The 17,201-nt window shown below is 72.5% G+C and carries 14 protein-coding genes and 1 other RNA gene; 4 read left to right on the top strand and 11 right to left on the bottom strand.

From position 1 onward, the window contains the following. Positions 1–49 precede the first annotated feature (49 nt). On the top strand, positions 50–829 hold the full coding sequence (locus WMF22_RS41810; RefSeq protein WP_437295505.1) for an ExbD/TolR family protein: 780 nt from the start codon (positions 50–52) through the stop codon (positions 827–829). Between the two features lie 753 nt (positions 830–1,582). After that, positions 1,583–2,620 (top strand): hypothetical protein, encoded by a 1,038-nt coding sequence (locus WMF22_RS41805; protein ID WP_438033359.1) that lies wholly within the window; start codon positions 1,583–1,585, stop codon positions 2,618–2,620. 3 nt (positions 2,621–2,623) lie between these two features. Here the strand turns inward: WMF22_RS41805 and WMF22_RS41800 are convergent, their stop codons facing one another. From WMF22_RS41800 to WMF22_RS41755, 10 genes are all read right to left on the bottom strand, one after another. Beyond that, positions 2,624–3,196 carry a DUF2085 domain-containing protein gene (locus tag WMF22_RS41800; protein WP_437295503.1) on the bottom strand — a complete coding sequence of 191 codons (573 nt, stop codon included), beginning with the start codon at positions 3,194–3,196 and terminating at the stop codon, positions 2,624–2,626. A 1-nt stretch (position 3,197) separates the two neighbouring features. After that, the gene (locus WMF22_RS41795; RefSeq protein ID WP_437295502.1) at positions 3,198–4,259 is read right to left on the bottom strand and encodes a uracil-DNA glycosylase family protein; all 1,062 of its coding nucleotides are present in this window, start codon (positions 4,257–4,259) and stop codon (positions 3,198–3,200) included. A 10-nt stretch (positions 4,260–4,269) separates the two neighbouring features. Then, positions 4,270–5,229, bottom strand: a complete 960-nt coding sequence (gene trxB, locus WMF22_RS41790) for a thioredoxin-disulfide reductase (protein ID WP_437295501.1) — start codon at positions 5,227–5,229, stop codon at positions 4,270–4,272. A gap of 156 nt (positions 5,230–5,385) precedes the next feature. After that, positions 5,386–6,969 (bottom strand): OmpP1/FadL family transporter, encoded by a 1,584-nt coding sequence (locus WMF22_RS41785; protein ID WP_437295500.1) that lies wholly within the window; start codon positions 6,967–6,969, stop codon positions 5,386–5,388. A 43-nt stretch (positions 6,970–7,012) separates the two neighbouring features. Next, positions 7,013–8,779 carry an MXAN_5187 family protein gene (locus tag WMF22_RS41780; RefSeq protein ID WP_437295499.1) on the bottom strand — a complete coding sequence of 589 codons (1,767 nt, stop codon included), beginning with the start codon at positions 8,777–8,779 and terminating at the stop codon, positions 7,013–7,015. Between the two features lie 3 nt (positions 8,780–8,782). Then, the gene (locus WMF22_RS41775) at positions 8,783–9,625 is read right to left on the bottom strand and encodes a hypothetical protein (protein WP_437295498.1); all 843 of its coding nucleotides are present in this window, start codon (positions 9,623–9,625) and stop codon (positions 8,783–8,785) included. Between the two features lie 272 nt (positions 9,626–9,897). Further along, a non-coding RNA gene (gene ssrS / locus WMF22_RS41770) (6S RNA) lies at positions 9,898–10,090 on the bottom strand. Between the two features lie 129 nt (positions 10,091–10,219). Beyond that, positions 10,220–11,080 (bottom strand): inositol monophosphatase family protein, encoded by an 861-nt coding sequence (locus WMF22_RS41765; RefSeq protein ID WP_438033358.1) that lies wholly within the window; start codon positions 11,078–11,080, stop codon positions 10,220–10,222. Further along, positions 11,077–12,564, bottom strand: coding sequence for a UDP-N-acetylmuramate--L-alanine ligase (locus tag WMF22_RS41760; RefSeq protein WP_437295496.1), 1,488 nt, complete (start codon positions 12,562–12,564; stop codon positions 11,077–11,079). Before WMF22_RS41760 ends, WMF22_RS41765 begins: the two co-directional genes overlap by 4 nt. A 266-nt stretch (positions 12,565–12,830) precedes the next feature. Continuing rightward, positions 12,831–13,463 carry a ComEA family DNA-binding protein gene (locus WMF22_RS41755; RefSeq protein ID WP_437295495.1) on the bottom strand — a complete coding sequence of 211 codons (633 nt, stop codon included), beginning with the start codon at positions 13,461–13,463 and terminating at the stop codon, positions 12,831–12,833. A gap of 351 nt (positions 13,464–13,814) precedes the next feature. Between WMF22_RS41755 and WMF22_RS41750 the strand changes: the two genes are divergently transcribed. Together WMF22_RS41750 and WMF22_RS41745 are read left to right on the top strand one after the other, a co-directional pair. Further along, positions 13,815–14,915 carry a DUF362 domain-containing protein gene (locus tag WMF22_RS41750; RefSeq protein WP_437295494.1) on the top strand — a complete coding sequence of 367 codons (1,101 nt, stop codon included), beginning with the start codon at positions 13,815–13,817 and terminating at the stop codon, positions 14,913–14,915. 66 nt (positions 14,916–14,981) lie between these two features. Further along, positions 14,982–15,734 carry a hypothetical protein gene (locus WMF22_RS41745; RefSeq protein ID WP_438033357.1) on the top strand — a complete coding sequence of 251 codons (753 nt, stop codon included), beginning with the start codon at positions 14,982–14,984 and terminating at the stop codon, positions 15,732–15,734. Positions 15,735–15,803: 69 nt separating this feature from the next. On the opposite strand, the gene WMF22_RS41740 is transcribed toward WMF22_RS41745, so the two are convergent. Then, on the bottom strand, positions 15,804–17,045 hold the full coding sequence (locus tag WMF22_RS41740; protein WP_438033356.1) for a serine/threonine-protein kinase: 1,242 nt from the start codon (positions 17,043–17,045) through the stop codon (positions 15,804–15,806). Positions 17,046–17,201: the final 156 nt, after the last annotated feature.

Below are 17,201 nucleotides of genomic sequence, written 5' to 3'. Positions count from 1 at the left end.
GCACAGCGGAGGTGCGCGGAGCCAGGCCGGTTGGTTACACTGCCGCGTCATGAGAGCTTCCTGCCTCCTTGTCAGCGCCTCGCCGCGCCTCGCGCTCGCCGCCGGCCTGCTCCTGGCCGCGGCGGCGTGCGAGAGCGCGCCGAAGCCCGCCGAGCCTGGCGCGGCCGCCACGGCAGCCCCGAGCGCCGAGGCGCCCGTCGCGCCGCCGAAGCCGAAGGGCATGCCCGAGCTGCTCGTCGACTCCATGGGCCCCTACATCGGCGGCCAGCGCGTGGATCTGGCGCACAAGGATGGGCCCGAGAAGCTGACGAAGGTGATCCGCGAGCTGCCGATCGAGGGCAAGCCCGTGACGCTGCTGGCCGACAAGAGGGCGAAGCCGAGCGCCGTCGCCGCCGTCGTGACCGAGCTCGGCGCGGCCGGCGCGCCGAAGGTCGTCATCAAGACCGACGGGCGAGACGACCTCCCGAAGGAGATCACGGTGGTCCCCGAGGGGCGCGCGTCGAAGCCGCCCTCCTGCGCCGTCAGCACGATGGTGCTGAAGGATCTCGCGACGGCGATCTGGCCGTTCGGCGGCGGCATGGGCAAGAAGCAGCGCAAGGGGCTCGCCGGCCCGGATCTGTCGAACACCGGCGAGCAGCTCACGAAGGACATCGCCGCGTGCAGCGCGACGGTGGCCTTCTTCTCGGCGGACGACGAGGTGCCCTGGGAGATGGCGCACAACCTGGCGGGCACGGTCATGGCTTCCGACGCGAAGAAGAAGCTCGACACGCTCGTCCTGCTCCGCGCGGCCCCGGTCGCGGGGCGGCCGGTGCAGCTCGGTGGAGGCTGACGTGCGCGGCGCCGGGGGGCTCCCTCACCTGGATGGGCGTGCCTTCGGGGCGCACCGGCCGCAGGGGGCAGCGGGTGCGCTCGGTGCGCATTTTTGCGGAGGGGCTGTCGAACGCGGTGGGGTGAGATCGCGTGTGTGCTCGTTCGAGCGCGGGTAGGGTTGGCTGGGGTGACCGCGGCACGATCCGGCACACGCGATGGCGCCGCGAAGGCACGGAAATGCACGGGCGAGCGCTCGCCGTTGGGGTCGGCCTGGATCATGAATAGGGCGAGTCGCCGGTCCCCTGCGCCATCGGGGGCGTGACAATCACGGGAGGATGGTTCGGACATGTCGAAGCGACTTCTTGGATCGGCCCGCGCGAACAGGGGCCGAAGTCTCCGTCCCCGGGCCTCCCAGCCGCGGGTGTCGGCGGCGCCTGAGGGGCCGGCCGTCGCGACAAGGGACTCCGCGAGGCCGGTCGCGAGCGGCTCGGACGTCGTCGCCGAGGTAGCTGGGTGTTCCGCCGCTCCCGCGCTGGCAGCCAGCGCCGTGGACGACGCTCCCGCTGTGTCGCCGGCTCTCGAGGCGCCCGCCGCGCCGATCGTCGCGGAGGCGGCTACGGCTGCGCCGGTCGTTGCGGCTGCGCCGGTCGTTGCGGCTGCGCCGGTCGTTGCGGCTGCGCCGGTCGTTGCGGCTGCGCCGGTCGTTGCGGCTGCGCCGGTCGTTGCGGCTGCGCCGGTCGTTGCGGCTGCACCGGTCGTTGCGGCTGCGCCCGTGGCCACGCTCGCGCCGGCGTCCGAGGCGTTCGCCGCGCAGCGCGCCGTTCCAGGCGACACGGACGGCGCGGACCCTGACAAGGCGCTGGAGCACGACCCGTTGATCATGGCTCCACAAGCCGGCGCCCTGAGCCAGCCGGGTGCCCTTGCGTCGCCGCCCGGTGAGCTGGCGTCCGACGAGGATGCGCTCGATCTCATCGACCCTTCGTCGCCCACGGCGGCGTTCTTTCGGCGCGAGGAGGAAGAGTCGTTCCCGCCGCTCGCCGAGGTGGCCAGCGGCCCCGACGATCACGCTGATGAGCGCCTCGTCGTGGTTCATCAGCTGTCGCCCGAGACCCTCGCCCGGCGGGCGCGCCTTCGTCGGATCGTCGCGGCGGTCGCGGGGCTCGCCGGGGTGATCTCCGTGGCGGTCGTCACCAAGGCGGTGTTCTCGAGCAAGCCGTCCTCACCTGCGCCGGTCGCGATGGCCGCGCCGCCTCCGAAGCCAGCGCCCGCCGAGACGAAGCTCTTGGCCGCGGCGGGCGCTCCCTCTCCGGCACGGGCGAAGACGCCTGCGCAAACCGAATCGGCGCTGACGGAGTCCTCTGCAAAAGGGGCCGGCGCCGTTCCCGATCCGGTGAAGGCGGCGGCCGACGCGGAGAAGGCCGAGGCAGAGAAGGCCGCGGCGGAGAAGGCTGAGGCGGAGAAGGCTGAGGCGGAGAAGGCCGCGGCGGAGAAGGCCGAGGCAGAGAAGGCCGCGGCGGAGAAGGCTGAGGCAGAGAAGGCCGCGGCGCCGGCGGCCAGCGCCGAGGACGCGGGCAAGCTGAAGAAGGAGGCGCTGAGCTTCCTCAACCGCGGCAGGTACAAGGACGCGATCGAGGCATCCCGCGCGGCCATCGCGGCCGATCCGAGCGACGCGCTCCCCTATCTCTACCTGGGCTCGGCGCTCCAGGACACGGGCAAGTGGAAGGACGGCCTCGCCGCGTACAGCGATTGCGTTCGCAATGCCACGAAGGGCCCTGTCCACGAGTGCAGGGCCATGGGCGGCCGCAAGTAGCACCTAGAGCGGGCGGCGTGCGATCTTTGCGAGGAACGCCGCGGCCGCGGCATAACCGAAGGCCACGCCCGTGGCGAGGCGGCTCGCATGCCAGACGGGGCGCAGCCCGAGGTCCTGGGTCGCCACGTCGACCGCCATCAGCGCGGCGAGGGCGATGAGGATCGGGCGCCACGCCGCCATCGCCAGCCGAGGGCGCGCGATCGCGGCGCCCGCCGCGATCCCGGCGAAGATGCCAGCGCAGCGACTGCAGAGCGGCATGACGACGCCGTCGAGCGCGAGGGATCGCTCGGGCATCCGGTGGCACATCGGCGCGAAGACACGATCGAGCGCTGCGCCGAGCTCTCCGAGCGGCGCGCGGCTCCGCGCGAGGGGGAGGCACCAGGGCAGGGCGCCGAGGAGGACCAGCGCGCAGCGCACGATCGACAGCAGCGAGGGCCGCTCGGCCGGGCTCGGTTCGCCGGGCGCGTGCGGCTCGGCGCCTGCGCCGACAGCGGCGAGCGCGTGCGGCTCGGCGCCTGCGCGGACGGCGGGTACCTGAGCCGCTGGCTGCCCGCGCCCGGAAGCGCACGCGGCCACCTCAGCCTCTGTCGGGCGCGCTCTTGCCGAGGTGGCGCATCACCTCTTTCAGGTCGCTCCAGACCTCTCGCTTCGCGCTCGGCTGGCGGAGCAGGTAGGCCGGGTGGAACGTGGGCATGATCGGGATCGAGCCCTTGTAGAGCTTCCACGTGCCGCGGAGCTTCGTGATCCCCTCGCTCGTGCCGATGAGCCCCTGCACCGCGGTGGCGCCGAGCGCCACGATCACCTTCGGCTTGATCAGCGCGAGCTGAGCCGTGAGGTACGGGCTGCATGCCGCCATCTCGGCCGGCTCTGGCTTCCGGTTCTTCGGCGGCCGGCACTTCACGATGTTGCAGATGTAGACCTCGTCGCGGTGGTACCCCATCGCCGCGATCATCTTGTCGAGCAGCTGCCCCGCCGCGCCGACGAACGGCTGCCCCTGCAGGTCCTCTTCCGCCCCTGGCCCCTCGCCGACGAACACGACCTCGGAGCTCGGATCGCCGCGCGAGAACACGGTGTGGGTGCGGCCCTCGTGGAGCGGACACTTCTGGCAGGTGCGGACCTCCTCCGCGAGGAGCGAGAGCCGCGCCGCGCGCTCCTCCTTCGTGTCCGGCAGCGCTGCGCTCGCGCGTACGGCCGTCTCCGCGCGCTGTGCCGGTGCGGCGCTCACGGCAGGCCGGGGCGACGGCTCGGGACCTCGCTGCGCCTGCGTCGGCGACCACGCGCCCTGCGACTCGAAGCCGCCGCGCTGCTCCGGCCGCGGGGAAACGCCCGCGGCGCTCACGCGCTGCTCCGGATGCGGCAGGGAGGCGCTCGCGGCGCCACCGCGCGGCGGCGGCGGCGAGAACGCCGCGCCGCTGCCCCCTCGCGCCACCGGCGGTGAGGGCGCATCCTGCCCGGAGAAGCCGCGCTCCGGCCGCCGAAGCGCCGGCGTAGCGCCCTCCGACGAAGCCGCGCCCAGCGCCTCGTGGAGCGCTGCAGGGTGGCCCGGCATTCCGTCCGCGCCGGTCATTGCGTGCCATTCCAGGAACGCCCGGACCGAGGCGGTCAGATCGGCGAGCTCTTCGCGCAGCGCTTCGACCATGGTCGTCCTCTCAGTGGCCGCCCTGCTGCGCGAGCCAGCGCTCCGCGTCGAGGGCCGCCATGCAGCCCGTGCCAGCGGCCGTGACGGCCTGGCGGTAGTTCCAGTCCTGCACGTCGCCCGCGGCGAAGACGCCCGGGATGTTGGTGCGCGTCGAGCCCGGCACCGTCTTCAGGTAGCCGTTCGGGTGCGTGTCGAGCTGCCCGACGAAGAGATCGGTCATCGGCGTGTGGCCGATCGCGACGAACATCGCCGCCGCCGGCACGAGGTGGCTGTCGCCCGTCTTCGTGCTCTTCACGCGGACGCCCGTCACCGTGTCGGCCTTCACGTCGAGCACCTCCTCCACCACGTGGCTGTAGAGGATCTTGATCTTCGGGTTCTCGACCACGCGCTGGATCATCGCCTTCGACGCCCGGAACTCGTCGCGGCGGTGCACCAGCGTGACGCTGCTGCAGAGCCCGGACAGGTAGGTGGCCTCCTCCATCGCCGTGTCGCCGCCGCCGACGACCACGACGTCCTGGCCGCGGAAGAGCGCGCCGTCGCAGACGGCGCAGGCGCTGACGCCCTTGTTCTTGAGCTTGTCCTCGCTCTCGAGGCCGAGGTAGTTGGCGCGCGCGCCCGTCGCGATCACCACCGCCTTCGCCAGGTAGAGCGTGTCCTCCACCCACACCTTGAAGGGGTGGCCCGTCAGCTCGACCTTGGTCACGTCCGCCGTCACGATCTCCGTGCCCTGATGGGCGGCCTGATCGCGAAACCGCTGCATCAGCTCCTGGCCGGTGATCTTCTCGGGGAAGCCCGGGTAGTTCTCGACGTCGGTCGTGAACATGAGCTGGCCCCCCGGGATCAGGCCGCCGGCGCTGAAGCCCTCGATGAGGAGCGGCTTCAGGTTGGCGCGCGCCGCGTAGATGGCAGCGGTGAGCCCGGCGGGGCCGGAGCCGATGATGACCAGGTTGCGGACGTTCGATTCACTCATGGTGGAGGCATCTTATAGGCGCGACCGCCTTCCGCGTCGACCGCCCCGGCGGTCCGGCGCGCCTCCGCTGCGTTGCGCGTGCTGCGCTCCGCGCGTCCTGCGCTCCGCTCCACTACGCCGGAGGCACGCCGGAGACACGCCCGAGCAGCCGCCCGCTCAGAAGCGCATGGTTCCGCTCAGACCGAACTCGTCCAGGCTGCTCTCGAAGCGGCCGCCGTTGACGCTCTGGATGCTGCGGTAGCCGCTCAGCGCAGCGCCGGAGACGGCCTTGAGGCGCCCGTTTCCGCCGTTGTCCAGCGCACCGAAGGACGTGTGCTGAAACGCGGCTGAAATGTCGACCGGGCCGACGCGCGCGGTCACGCCGGCCCCGACGCCGATCCGGTAGCCGAGGTGGAAGTCGAGGTTCAGATCGGCGTCGTCCTGCCCCTTGTTCTCGAAGAAGCCGCCGGCGCGCAGCGCGAGGAGGCTCGGGAGCACGACGAAATCGCCGCCGAGCCGGACTCCCAGGACGTCTCGCCAGCGGTGCGGGACGTCGGCGTTGGGCGGCACCGTGCCCACGCTCGTGCCGCGCACGGGGATGCCCTCGCGGAACCGGACCTCGATCGCGTCGACCGCGCTGTTGTTCGCCCAGGTGAAGTCGAGCTCCACGTCGAAGAGGTCATCCGCCATCGGGTCGCGGACGCGGGGCTCGGCGGCGGAGGCGCGGCGCGCGCTCGCCGCGCGCCGCGCGCCGGCGCCGGCGCCGGCGCGGGGCATGTGGTACCGGAGGCCGAGCTTCGCCTCCATGGGGATCCGCATCGTGAGATCGCCGGCGCCCTGCTCCTCGGTGACGTTGCACTCCGGCGCCTCGCCCCTGCACGGCGCCTCGTCCTTCGCCCCTGCCGGCGTCCAGTAGCGGGACTCGATGGTGAGATCGGTCTTCGCGCGCACGGCGTCCTGCCACTTGAACCATGCGCCCAGGTCGAGGTGAGCCGCCGCCGCCCAGCGCGCGCCGAGGACGAAGCCCGGGACGAAGAGGTCGGTCGCCTCCGCGCGCGTGCGCAGATCGCCGTGCGCCTTGAAGTCGTCGCCCCCTTCGCCCGAGAGCGCCTCGCTGAAGTTGACGAAATCGATCGTCGCCGTGCCCCAGATGAAGCCGGCGCCGAGCGAGACCCCCTCCGCGGGGGTGAAGCCGACCGAGAGCGTCGGCATCAACATCAGGGCGTCGAGCGACGTGAGCAGGTACCGCTGGGGCGACGGCTGCGTCATGTCGCCGAAGCTCGGGTGCGTGTACCGGAGCGACTCGGGCCATGCCCGCTCGCCGACGCCGTGCGGGCCGAGCACCGCGACGCCAAGGGCGAGCGCGTCGCTCACGCGCAGGGTCGCCGCGAGCTGCGGGTTCGGGAACAGGCCGCCCTCGGCGCACACCTCGGGGTCGGGGCCCCCGTCGCTGCCGGGCGCCGGGATCGCCGTCGTGGCGCTCGGCGGGACGGGGCGGCCGCCGGGGCCGAGCCTCGTGAAGCACTGGGCCAGCTGGATGAAGTGGACGCCGCCGTGGGCGCCGCTCCGCTGCGAGGCGAGCCCCGCCGGGTTGAAGTAGGCGGCGAGCGGATCGTCCGCCCGCGCGATCCACGCCCCGCCGCGGCCGAGCTGGAGCACCCCGATGTCGGGCGAGTCGAGCCCCGACGACGCGCGCGCGGCGCCGGCGGCCACCATCGCAGCGAACGCGGCGCCCGCGGCGCCGGCAGATCCTCGTCTCATGACCCCCCCGTCCCGGCCGCGCGGCGATCCCCGCCGCTCGGCCTCACTTCACCGGAGACGCCTTCAGCGCCGCCTTGCCGTCCTTCACGTAGACCGTGAAGCGAACACGCGAGCAGTTGTGGCGAGCCACGAGCGCGTCCTTGTTGCGCTGCAGGGTCCCCTTGAACTTCTCGAAGGTGAGCGCGTTCGTGGGCTCCCCGCACTGCTGCTTGACCGACAGGAACTCCTCGTAGACGGCGTTCCACTCGGTGAGCTCGTCCGGATCTCCCGCGCCGTCCTGCGGCGCGGCCGGCGCGGCCGGCGCGCTCATCGGCTCGGGGAGCGGGTTCGGCGCGGCGGGCGCCCCCGGCGCCCTGGGCGGCGGCGGCGGCGGCGGGCGCCGCGGCGGCGGGCGCCCGGGAGCGCCCGCGGGCTCGAGGGCGGAGATCGCCATCCCCGCCGCGTCCGAGACCTCCTCGATCGCCTCGACAGGCTCCACGGAGTCGCGGGCCGGCGGCGGGCCGCTGAGCGGGTGCGAGCCGGGCCGCCGCGTGGGGCCGCGCGGGCTCACCATGGGCTTCGGGTACGAGGGGCGCGAGTCGGGGCGCGGCTCGCCGGGGCCGAGCGGCACCGAGAACGCGCTCATCGCCGGCTGCGTCGGGATCGGGCCGAGCACCTGCTCGAGGTCGGCGGCCTTCCGGGGCGCGCCGCCCTTCGCGGCCACCTTCTCGACGCCGTCGTTGATGTCGGCCGCGATCTTCCTGTAGGCGCCGCGGAAGCGGCTCGGCGCCAGCACGTCGACCTCGCCCTTGGAGAAGCGCGTCGCCTCGCCGCGGAAGACATGGAGCGGCCGCGTGTGCTCCAGGAACGAGAGCACCAGCCCGATCGCGGCCATGGCGAGGACGCCGACCAGGATCAGCGCCGTGGGCACCTCGCTCTTGTCGTCGTTGTTCGCCTTGTCGAGGAAGTTGAGCGGCGAGTCGACCGACGCCGCGAGGCGGCCGACCGCGTAGCCGGCGCCGAGCTCCCACGCCTCGCCGGGCAGCCGCGCGTAGACCACGCCGAGGTGCTGGCCGATGACGCGGACCTCCGAGCGCCCCTTCTCGATGTAGTCCTTGTTGTCGTCGAGCAGCTTCAGATCCTGCGTGATCTGGTCGAGGTTCGCCTTGTCGAACCCCTCGGGCGCGCCGGAGGCGACGCGCGCCCCCTCGGCGTAGAAGCCGACGGCGGCGCCGGTGCGCTTCGTGACGGCGCGGGCGAAGGTGTCGTCGATGATCTTGGCGCCGATCACGGCGCCGACCGGCTCGCCGTTGACGTCCTGCTCGACGGGGCGCGCCACGACGCGGAGGATGCGGCCCTTCCAGACCCACGCGTCATCGCGGATCCAGCCGTGGAGGGCGTCGGCGACCAGCGGGTAGCCGCCGAGCTCCCAGTCCTCGCGGTGCTCGAAGTCCACCGACGCCACCACCCGCCCCGCCGCGTCGACGGCCCACACGTGATCGAACTTGAGCTCCGGGGGCACCTCCGCGGCCGCGGTGCGCAGCGCGGTGCGGGCCTTCTCGCGCACCTCGGCGCCGGGCTTGGCCTCGGCCGACGACTTGGCGAGCGCGGTCCGCAGGGCCGGGTTCAACGCGACCCGGATGAGCGCGCTCGAGCGCTTCCGGGCGTCGTCGTTGAGGAACCACTCGACAGCGCTGGAGTCGGCGCTGAGCGCCTCGCTCATCGCGCGGTGGCTCGAGCGGTTGTAGAGCTGCGCGGCGACGAAGAGGACGAAGACCGCGGCGCCGAGCGCGAGCGCCAGCACCCCGTACCAGAAACGCGACAGCAGCATGGCCTACTTTCCAGCCTCCGCGCTCGGTCCGCCGGCCTGACCCACGACGACCGGCTCCCTGATGAACTGCTCGTCCGGCCCGGGCTTCACGATCGCCTCGATGGCCTTCCCGACCGGCTCGCCGTTGAAGTAGCCCTGCAGCGTGTACGTGCCGGCCTCGATCTCCATGGCGAAGTTGCCCTGACGATCCGGGTAGGCGACGGCCACCGCCCTCGGCTCGACGACGATCCACGACCGGACGCTCGGGGCGAGCTGGTCGCGGAGCTCGTACTTGCCGGGGCCTGGCGGTGTCCAGGCGCGGGTCTTGGCCGCGGCGATCTCGACCGGCTGGAGCCCTTTGTTGCCGACGTCGTAGATCTTGTGCGGGAACGGGTCCTGGTTCTCGAACTGGATCTGCTGGCCCTCGGCGACGACGATCGTCACCGGGGAGGTGCGGCCGCCCGCGATGACGATCGAGCGCGGCGTCTTCTGCGGCGCGCCCTTCTCGCCGAGCGCGGCGATGCACAGCTCCTTCGGCGCGTAGCCGAAGAGCGCGCGGACATCGGCGCGGACGGTCGGGGACGGCTCGCGGAAGGTGTACCGGTTCGCCTTCGGGTCCTTGGCCTCGTTCCAGACCGGGTTCAGGAGCTTGGGCATGCCCGTGGCCCGGCCCTTGATCGTCACCGCCGCCAGGGCGGCCCCGGGCACGGTGAGGATCGCGAGCGTCAAGGCCAGGCGCCGGACGAAGCGCGAGCTGCCGGGGAGGCGGCGCGCGAGGAGGCTTGACGACCCAAACCGCGCTGCGCCGACGAGCGGGCGCTGCTCGTCGTGCTGCGCACCTGCAGATCGAGGGGATCTCGTATCCATCGCAGGCCCGAAGCTACCGGAAGGGGGATGAGAACGGAAACAAAAGCCGGGCCGTGCGCCGCGTGCCCCGCCTGCGCCGCCCTGCGGGCTCCCCGTTCCTCGTGCGGTGTGCTTGGCCTTGTCCGGTGCCGCGAGCGCCGCGGCGCTCGCGGCACCGGACAAGGCGGGGGTAGCCCCGCCGTCAGGTGATGCCGCGGTGCGCCGGTCGCCGCGCGCATGTCGAGGGCATCAAAAAACTGCGGGCCGCTTGGACGGCCCGCAGGGGAGAGATGTTCCGTACCGCCGAGGACGTGGGCCGAAGGACTTGAACCCCTAGCATAGCTGCTAGGTGGGAGCCTAAGTACCGCTTCAGGCTTCCCGGTGAATGGTTCCGGGCCTAGCTCACCACGGTATCGTTGCTGGCTCCCTGGTTCTTGCTTACTCGGGATTCAATTGTCCAGCGCCTCACGAAGTCGGCAGAGGGAACAACCATAGGATAGTTCACTGGGCGGCTCCGTCAACAGCTCTTCCGCACGTTTTCCGTACGTTCTCGTGTTTTGCTCATGTTTTGATGGTCGCGTTCGTTTGATGGTCGCGTTCGCTGGTCGCCGGCGCCTAGCAGGTCGGCGAGCCCGGGTGAGAGAACAGCGCGACGATGGAGGCATGGACGAGGCCGTTCGACGCCATGATGTTGCCTGTGTGGTAGTTCGGTGGACCGCCGTCGAGCGCGGTGATGACGCCGCCCGCGGCGCGTACGATCGCGCTTCCGGCGGCGACGTCCCATGCATGCAGCCGGCGCTCCCAGTACGCATCGTAGGTTCCGTCCGCGACCATGCAGAGATCGATGGCCGCGCTGCCGCAACGACGCACGGCCTGCGCATTGCGCTTGACGGTCATGAAGGCGTCGAAGTTGTTGTCCGGCGCCCTGTCGCGGATCGGCGGGAAGCCGGTCGCCACCATCGCGCGCTCCAGCGACGCCGTTGCGCTGACCGCGCATCGCTCGCCGTTGCGGCGCGCCTCTCCGTCGATCACCGGCGCGCGAACGGCGCCGCGCGGCCGGAAGCCCGTCCAGCGGAGCCCGAGCGCGGGCGCGACGACGGCGCCGGCGACGGGCACGTCGTCCTCCATCAGGCCGACGGACACGCACCAGAACGGATGGCCGTGGACGAAGTTCGTCGTGCCGTCGAGCGGATCCAGGTACCAGACGAGCCCGCCGCGCGGCTCCGCGCGGCGGGCGGCGCTCTGCTCCTCACCGACGACGGCGACGCCGGGCGTGAGCGCGTCGAGCCGCGCGACGAGCAGGTCCTCGCTCGCCCGGTCGAACTCGGTCACGAGATCGTGCGGCCCCTTCTCCTCCACGCGCAGGCCGCGCGGCCCTGCCCGGAACCCGGCCAGGACGAGCGCCGCCGCCTCCTCGGCGACGCGCAGCGCGATCCCGGAGAGCTCGAGCAGCTCGGCGGATCCGCGCGCGCTCATCGCGCCCCCGCCGACAGCGCGCCGCGGAGCTTCTCGTAGATGCCGCCGAACGCCCCGTTGGACAGGAGCGCGATCGTGTCGCCCTCCCGCGCGTCGCGCGCGATGGCGGCGACGATCGCGTCCACCGAGGCCGCCGCCTCCGCGCGCTTGCCCCCGCGCTCGATGTCGCGCACCAGCCTGTCGAGATCGAGCCGCTCGCCGGCGGCGATGTCCGGCCGCCCGAGCGGCGCCAGCACGACGCGGTCGGCCGCCTCGAACGCGCGCGCGTAAGGCTCCTGGTGGAGGGCGCGGCACGCGGTCGCGCTGCGCGGCTCGAACACCGCCCACAGCGCGCCTGCCGGGTGCCTGGACCGGAGCGCGCGCAGCGTCTCGTCCACCGCGGTCGGGTGGTGCGCGAAGTCGTCGTAGACGCGGACCCCGCGCGCCTCGAAGAGGAGGTCCTGCCGGCGCCGGACGCCCGCGAAGCCGGCGAGCGCCGTGGTCGCGGTCGAGAGCGGCACGCCGAATCCCTGCGCCGCGGCCGCGATCGCGGCGATGGCGTTGCGCACGTTGTGGTGCCCCGGCATCTGCAGGGCGAAGCGCCCGGCCAGGACGCCGCCGGCGTACAGATCGAACGACTGGCCGCTCTCGCCGGCCTCCGCGGGCGCGGCGAGCCAGTGCGGCGGCCGCCCGTGCGTGTCGTCGCCCTCGAGCGCGAACCACGCGACCTCTGCGCGCGCCGATCGCGACACGAGCTCGACGACCCGCGGATCGTGCGCGGCCGCCACGACGAGCCCGGTCTCCGGGATCCGCTCGACGAACCCGCGGAACGCCGCCTCGTAGGACGCGGCGTCGGGGTAGATGTCGATGTGATCGTGCTCCATCGACGTGACGACGCCCACCTCGGGCTGGTAGTGCCAGAACTTCGGCGTCTTCTCGAAGAAGGCGGTGTCGTACTCGTCGCCTTCGACGACGAACGGCGTCCTGCGGCGCCCGGCGCCCGCCTCGCCGAGCAGCGGCAGGCCGCGGCGGTCGCTCGCCGAGGAGGCGCTCCGGGGCAGGCGGAAGCTCGCCTCGAAGTTCTTCGGCAGGCCGCCGATGAGGAAGCCAGGGTCCCTGCCCGCCTCGTGGAGGATCCACGCGCACATCGAGCTCGTCGTCGTCTTGCCGTGTGTGCCGGCCACGACGAGCGGGGAGCGGCCGGCGAGCATGTGATCCGCGAGCGCGTGCGCCATCGTGGTCACCCGCATGCCTCCGTCGATCGCGGCGCGGGCCTCGGGGTTCGTCGGGCGGCAGACGTTGCCGATCACGACGAGATCGGGCCGGGGGTCGAGGTGCGCGGGATCGAACCCGGTCAGGAGCCGGACGCCCCACCGCTCGAGGGCCGGCCCCATCGGCGGGTAGAACGAGACGTCGGAGCCCGAGACGTCGTGCCCCGCGGCCTTGAAGAGCCCCGCCAGCGCACCCATGCCGGTGCCCGCGACGGCGACGAAGTGGACGTGCATCGCGGCGCAGTGTGCCCGAGCGCCCCGGGGGGGCAAGGGGGCATCCGCGCGAGAGCTCGCCAGACCGCGCCGATCCCAGCGAGTCGCCGCGCGCCGCGTCCGCGATGTCTGGCGTCGCGCGCGCGATCTCGTCGCGGGGATACCGAAGAGAACGAGCGCGCCTCGACTCGACATCTCACGCGCCGCGCGTTGACCGGTCCTGGCAGACTCCCTGTCTGGACGGCTCGACCGAGGCGGCGAGCTGGCGCTGCGGCTCGCGTCCAGCGTCAAGGCGGATCGACGAGCACGAGCGGCCTCAGCCGCTTCAGCGACCGCCGGCCCAGCCCCTTGACCCGGAGCAGGTCATCGACCTTCCGGAAGCGCTTGAGCTTGGCTCGCAGCGCCAGGATCGCGGCCGCCTTCGCCGGGCCGACGCCGGGGAGGCGCCGGAGGTCCGCCTCGGTCGCGAGGTTCAGCACGACCTTTCCGTCTGCGGTCACGCCGCCGCCCGCGGGCGCGCCCGTCCCGCCATCGCTGGGCGGCGGCGGCTCTACCGCTGCAGCCCCCGCGTCGGCGCCGGGCTCGGAGGTGGCCTGGGGCGGCGGGCTTCCGGCCTGCGGCGGCGGGCTTCCGGCGGAGCCGAGCGGCGCTGGATCGCCGGCGACCATCGCCAGCTCCGCGGTCGGGTCTGTCGGGCGGGCCGGGGTTGCCGGGAGCAGGCTCAGCGCGTGGCCGGAGCCCACGAGCGCCAGCGCGAAGAACCCCGCAATGTAGGCCGCGACCTTGCCGCCCAGCGCGGTCCAGGCCGAGTCCCTCAGCGCCGCCAGCGCCCGCTCTCGCCACGGGCGAATCACCTCGTCGTCCTGCGCCGCATCGGCCGGCCCGGCGGGCGAGCCTGTCCCCTTCGATGTCGCTTGCATCGTGCCGCGTCTCCTTCCGGTCTTCCGGTCTTCCGGTCTCGTGCCAGGGACGTCGCCCTCCGCGCACCCGCGCGCGGCGTTCGTCTCCTCGGCGTCGCCGCCACCGCCAAGCGAGCGGCGTGCCGGCGCGCGTTTGCCTGGAAACCCGAGCAAATCCCGGATGGGAGGCGCTCCGGGGCCTGGCGCCGCCATGGCGGAGGCGCGCGGCGCGGCCGGCGCGGCGCGGTCGACCGCGCCGCCGGGCGACCGAGCGCCGTGTCTCGAGCGAGAAGCTCGGCTACCATCAGCGCCCCGGGCGCCCCGCGACCGGCGGCATCCACCACCGCCGCGAGGCGCTCACCACGAGGTCTTATGCCCCACGATCCCCGTCGCTTCGTTGATCCCGGCCCCGCGGGGCGCTCGCGCCGAGGCTTCCTTGGCGGGCTCGTCGCCGGCGCCGCGGGCGCCGCGCTCCTCGGCCCGCGCGCGGCGTTCGCGGAGGCGCCCCTGAGCCTCGCGGCCTCGCCGCCCCCCGGCTTCACGCCGCTCTCCATTCCGGGGAAGATCGTGAAGGTCACGAAGTCGAACTCGATGCAGCCGAACGGCCTCTGGCCCGACGCGTCCGCGGCGAAGGTGATGCTCGAGCGGGCGATGGCCGAGCTCACCGGGAAGGCCGACCTCGGGGCCGCCTTCGCGCGGTTCGTCCACAAGGACGACCGCGTGGCGATCAAGACCAACGGGATCGCCGGCCAGAAGGGGGCGACCATGGCCACCAACAAGGAGCTCGTGCTCGAGATCGTGCGCGGGGTGATCGCGGCCGGCGTCCCCGCGGAGAACGTGGAGATCTTCGAGCAGTACCCGTCCTTCCTCGCCGGCACCCGCTGCGCCGACCGCAGCGCCAAGCCGGCGGCCGAGTTCCCGGCCGGGATCCGCGCCGCGGTTCACGAGAACAAGGACGCGGTGATGCCGAGCATCTCGGTCTGCGGCATCCCCACCAAGTTCGTGCGCCCGTTCACCCAGGCGACGGCGGTGATCAACGTCTCGCTGATCAAGGACCACTCGATCTGCGGCTATACCGGCTGCCTCAAGAACATCACCCACGGCGCGACCATCAACCCGCACTCCTTCCACGAGCACACCGCGAGCCCGCAGATCGCGGAGCTCTACGGGCAGGACGTCGTGAAGAGCCGTGTCCGCCTGCACATCACGGACGGCTTCAAGCTCATCTACGACCAGGGCCCGCTCGACAAGAACCCGAAGCGGCGCGTCCTCCACGAGTCGGTCTACGCCACGACCGATCCGGTCGCGATGGACGTGATCGGCTGGGGCGTCGTCGAGACGTGGCGCAAGGAGAACGGGCTGCCCACGCTGAAAGAGGCGAGCCGTGAACCTTCGTACATCCGCATCGCGGGCGAGCTCGGTCTTGGCGTCTTCGACAAGAATAAAATCGCGATGCGCGAGGTCGGATTGTAGCGGCGCCGCGGGATCCGCCCGCGTGGCCGCCGCCGATGAGGCCGCTCGCCGAGGCTCGTGTTGCTCATGTCCTGCTCCAGGTCGACTGCGCGCTCGTCCACACGCCGGGGGGCCGCGCCGGTGGTCCCGGTGCTCGCGTCCCTCGCGCTCGTCGCCTGCAGCAGCACCCCCCCGACGAGGCCGCCGGGGTTGCCTCCGACGCCGGCGTCGGTCACCCGCGAGAACCCGGGGGGCGACGCGGCGGACCCCGAGCGGGCCGCGCTGGAGCGGCTGCTGGCCGAGCCGTGGGGGAGGCGGCAGGACCGGTTCAAGACGCTCGACGTACCCCTGGTCGACTGGAAGAGCTGGCGCAGGGTGCGGATCTTGACCTACCCGACGCGCGCGACCTTCCGGTACGGCGACGAGCACTACGCCGCCCTGTCGGTCGTCTACACGACCACCGCGGGGCCGAGCGACCCCGACAGCTGCCTCGACGAGTTCTGGGCGAAGAACGCGCCGCTCGCCGACGGTTATGGCGTGCGGCTCGGGGAGGCGCAGATCATCCGCACGACGCAGGAGATCGACGGTGAGGTGCGGCCGCTCGTGTTCAAGGTCCTCCAGGGCAGCGTCGACTCGGTGCTCGCGAGCGACGAGTACGTCGGCGCGATCGCCGTCTACGAGTCGTGGCCGGGGACATGCCTCGTGGCCGCGATGGCCGTGAAGTCGACCGAGCACCCCGAGCTCGCGCGCCGGGTGCGCGACCGCTGGATCGACGAGGGCGCCCCGAAGCTCAAGTGGACGTCCGGCGTCACCGACGCGCCCACGACCAGCGCGCGGTAACGGCGCCGCCGCGCCCTGGCGATGGCCGGCGATACGAGCGTCAGGGCGGCGTCGCGACGCCCCGCGAGATCACGGTCCTCCGGCCGCCGGGCTCTCCGCGGCCTCGAGCGACCACGGCGCGCCCTGAGCCACGCTGTGGCAAACGACGAAAGCGGCCGCGATGAGCAGGCCGACGGCGACCATCCAGGGGACCCGGAGCGGCGGCAGGACGCGGCTGTCCAGCTCGACCTCGCTGTGCCGGTCGCACGAGGCGGAGGCGGGCTCGACGGCCGCGTCCGTCGCCGCGGGGCTGCCGAGGTCGTTCGCCGGCGCCGCCAGCATGGCGGCCATGGTCGTCTGATCATCCACCGCGCAGCGGAGCGGGGCCGCGACCGCGCCTACCGCGCTCCGCTTCACGATGGCGCTCCGCTCGGACGGCGGCGGGGCGGGGATCGCGCGCAGCGACTCCGACGACGGCGGGGAGGCTGGCACCTGCACGATCGCGGAGAACGCTTCCATCATCTCCTTGCCCGACTGGAACCGCGCCTCGGGATCGAACTCGAACGTCCGGGCGAAGAACGCGTCGATCCCGGGCGGGAGCTCCGGCGCGAGCTTGGACGCCTTCGGGAACGACGTCTGGCAGATGTGCCTGACCAGCTCATTGATGTTGGCGCCCGCGAAGGGACACTGGCCGGTGATCGCGCGGTAGAGGATCACCGCCATCGACCAGAGATCGCTCCTGTAATCGACCTGCCTGGGCGCCATGGTCTGCTCGGGGCTCATGTACCTGGGCGTCCCGAGGACCATGCCTGTCTTCGTGATCCGATCGCGCGAGCAGGACGACTTCGCGACGCCGAAATCGACGACCTTGACCAGATCGTCGCCCGCCGAAGAGGTGATGAAGATGTTCCCCGGCTTCAGATCCCGGTGGATCACCCCCGCGGCGTGGATCGCGTCGAGGGCCTTGCCGAGCTGCGTGAACAAGGCCGTCGCCTGCGCGAGCGGGATCCGCTCCTCGCGCTCGAGGCGGCGATTCAGGTCCTCTCCCTCGAGGTACTCCATGACGATGAACGCGCAGCCGCGATCGACGCCGTAATCGTAGGTCTCGACGACATAGGGGCTCCGGACGCGCGCGGACGCGCGGGCCTCGCGCTCGAAGCGGGCGACGAGCTCCGGCTCCGTCGCCGCGAAGCTCCGGATGAACTTGATGACGACCCGCCGCCTGAGCTTGATATCGAAGCCCAGCCACAGATCACCCATCCCACCGCCTCCGAGCCTGCGCTCGAGACGGTACTTGTCCATGACGGCACGACCTTCAGCAGTCTCCTTCATGGCTCCGCACCTGCCACCCAATGCTCTAGCCTGGGACAAGTGATCACCCGATTCCTGTCGAAGGGCCCACCCCCAATACTACGCCTGATCAAACTATAGAGCAATCCGTCCGGGCGGTGAGCTGAAAACGTCCCGAAACAGAGCGCAGCTCACAAT

Source organism: Sorangium sp. So ce204 (genome assembly GCF_051526795.1).
GTDB classification, from domain to species: domain Bacteria; phylum Myxococcota_A; class Polyangia; order Polyangiales; family Polyangiaceae; genus Sorangium; species Sorangium cellulosum_B.
The sequence above is the reverse complement of the archived record's forward strand: the minus strand, read 5'-3'. Positions and strand labels throughout refer to the sequence as shown.

Bases quoted from the DNA above. Each gene is read 5' to 3' on its own strand.
- WMF22_RS41785 (WP_437295500.1), bottom strand. From the start codon at position 6,969: ATGAGACGAGGATCTGCCGGCGCCGCGGGCGCCGCGTTCGCTGCGATG.
- WMF22_RS41780 (WP_437295499.1), bottom strand. From the start codon at position 8,779: ATGCTGCTGTCGCGTTTCTGGTACGGGGTGCTGGCGCTCGCGCTCGGC.
- WMF22_RS41795 (WP_437295502.1), bottom strand. From the start codon at position 4,259: ATGGTCGAAGCGCTGCGCGAAGAGCTCGCCGATCTGACCGCCTCGGTC.
- WMF22_RS41760 (WP_437295496.1), bottom strand. From the start codon at position 12,564: ATGCACGTCCACTTCGTCGCCGTCGCGGGCACCGGCATGGGTGCGCTG.
- WMF22_RS41765 (WP_438033358.1), bottom strand. From the start codon at position 11,080: ATGAGCGCGCGCGGATCCGCCGAGCTGCTCGAGCTCTCCGGGATCGCG.
- WMF22_RS41755 (WP_437295495.1), bottom strand. From the start codon at position 13,463: ATGCAAGCGACATCGAAGGGGACAGGCTCGCCCGCCGGGCCGGCCGAT.
- WMF22_RS41740 (WP_438033356.1), bottom strand. From the start codon at position 17,045: ATGAAGGAGACTGCTGAAGGTCGTGCCGTCATGGACAAGTACCGTCTC.
- WMF22_RS41775 (WP_437295498.1), bottom strand. From the start codon at position 9,625: ATGGATACGAGATCCCCTCGATCTGCAGGTGCGCAGCACGACGAGCAG.
- WMF22_RS41750 (WP_437295494.1), top strand. From the start codon at position 13,815: ATGCCCCACGATCCCCGTCGCTTCGTTGATCCCGGCCCCGCGGGGCGC.
- WMF22_RS41810 (WP_437295505.1), top strand. From the start codon at position 50: ATGAGAGCTTCCTGCCTCCTTGTCAGCGCCTCGCCGCGCCTCGCGCTC.
- trxB (WP_437295501.1), bottom strand. From the start codon at position 5,229: ATGAGTGAATCGAACGTCCGCAACCTGGTCATCATCGGCTCCGGCCCC.
- WMF22_RS41745 (WP_438033357.1), top strand. From the start codon at position 14,982: ATGTCCTGCTCCAGGTCGACTGCGCGCTCGTCCACACGCCGGGGGGCC.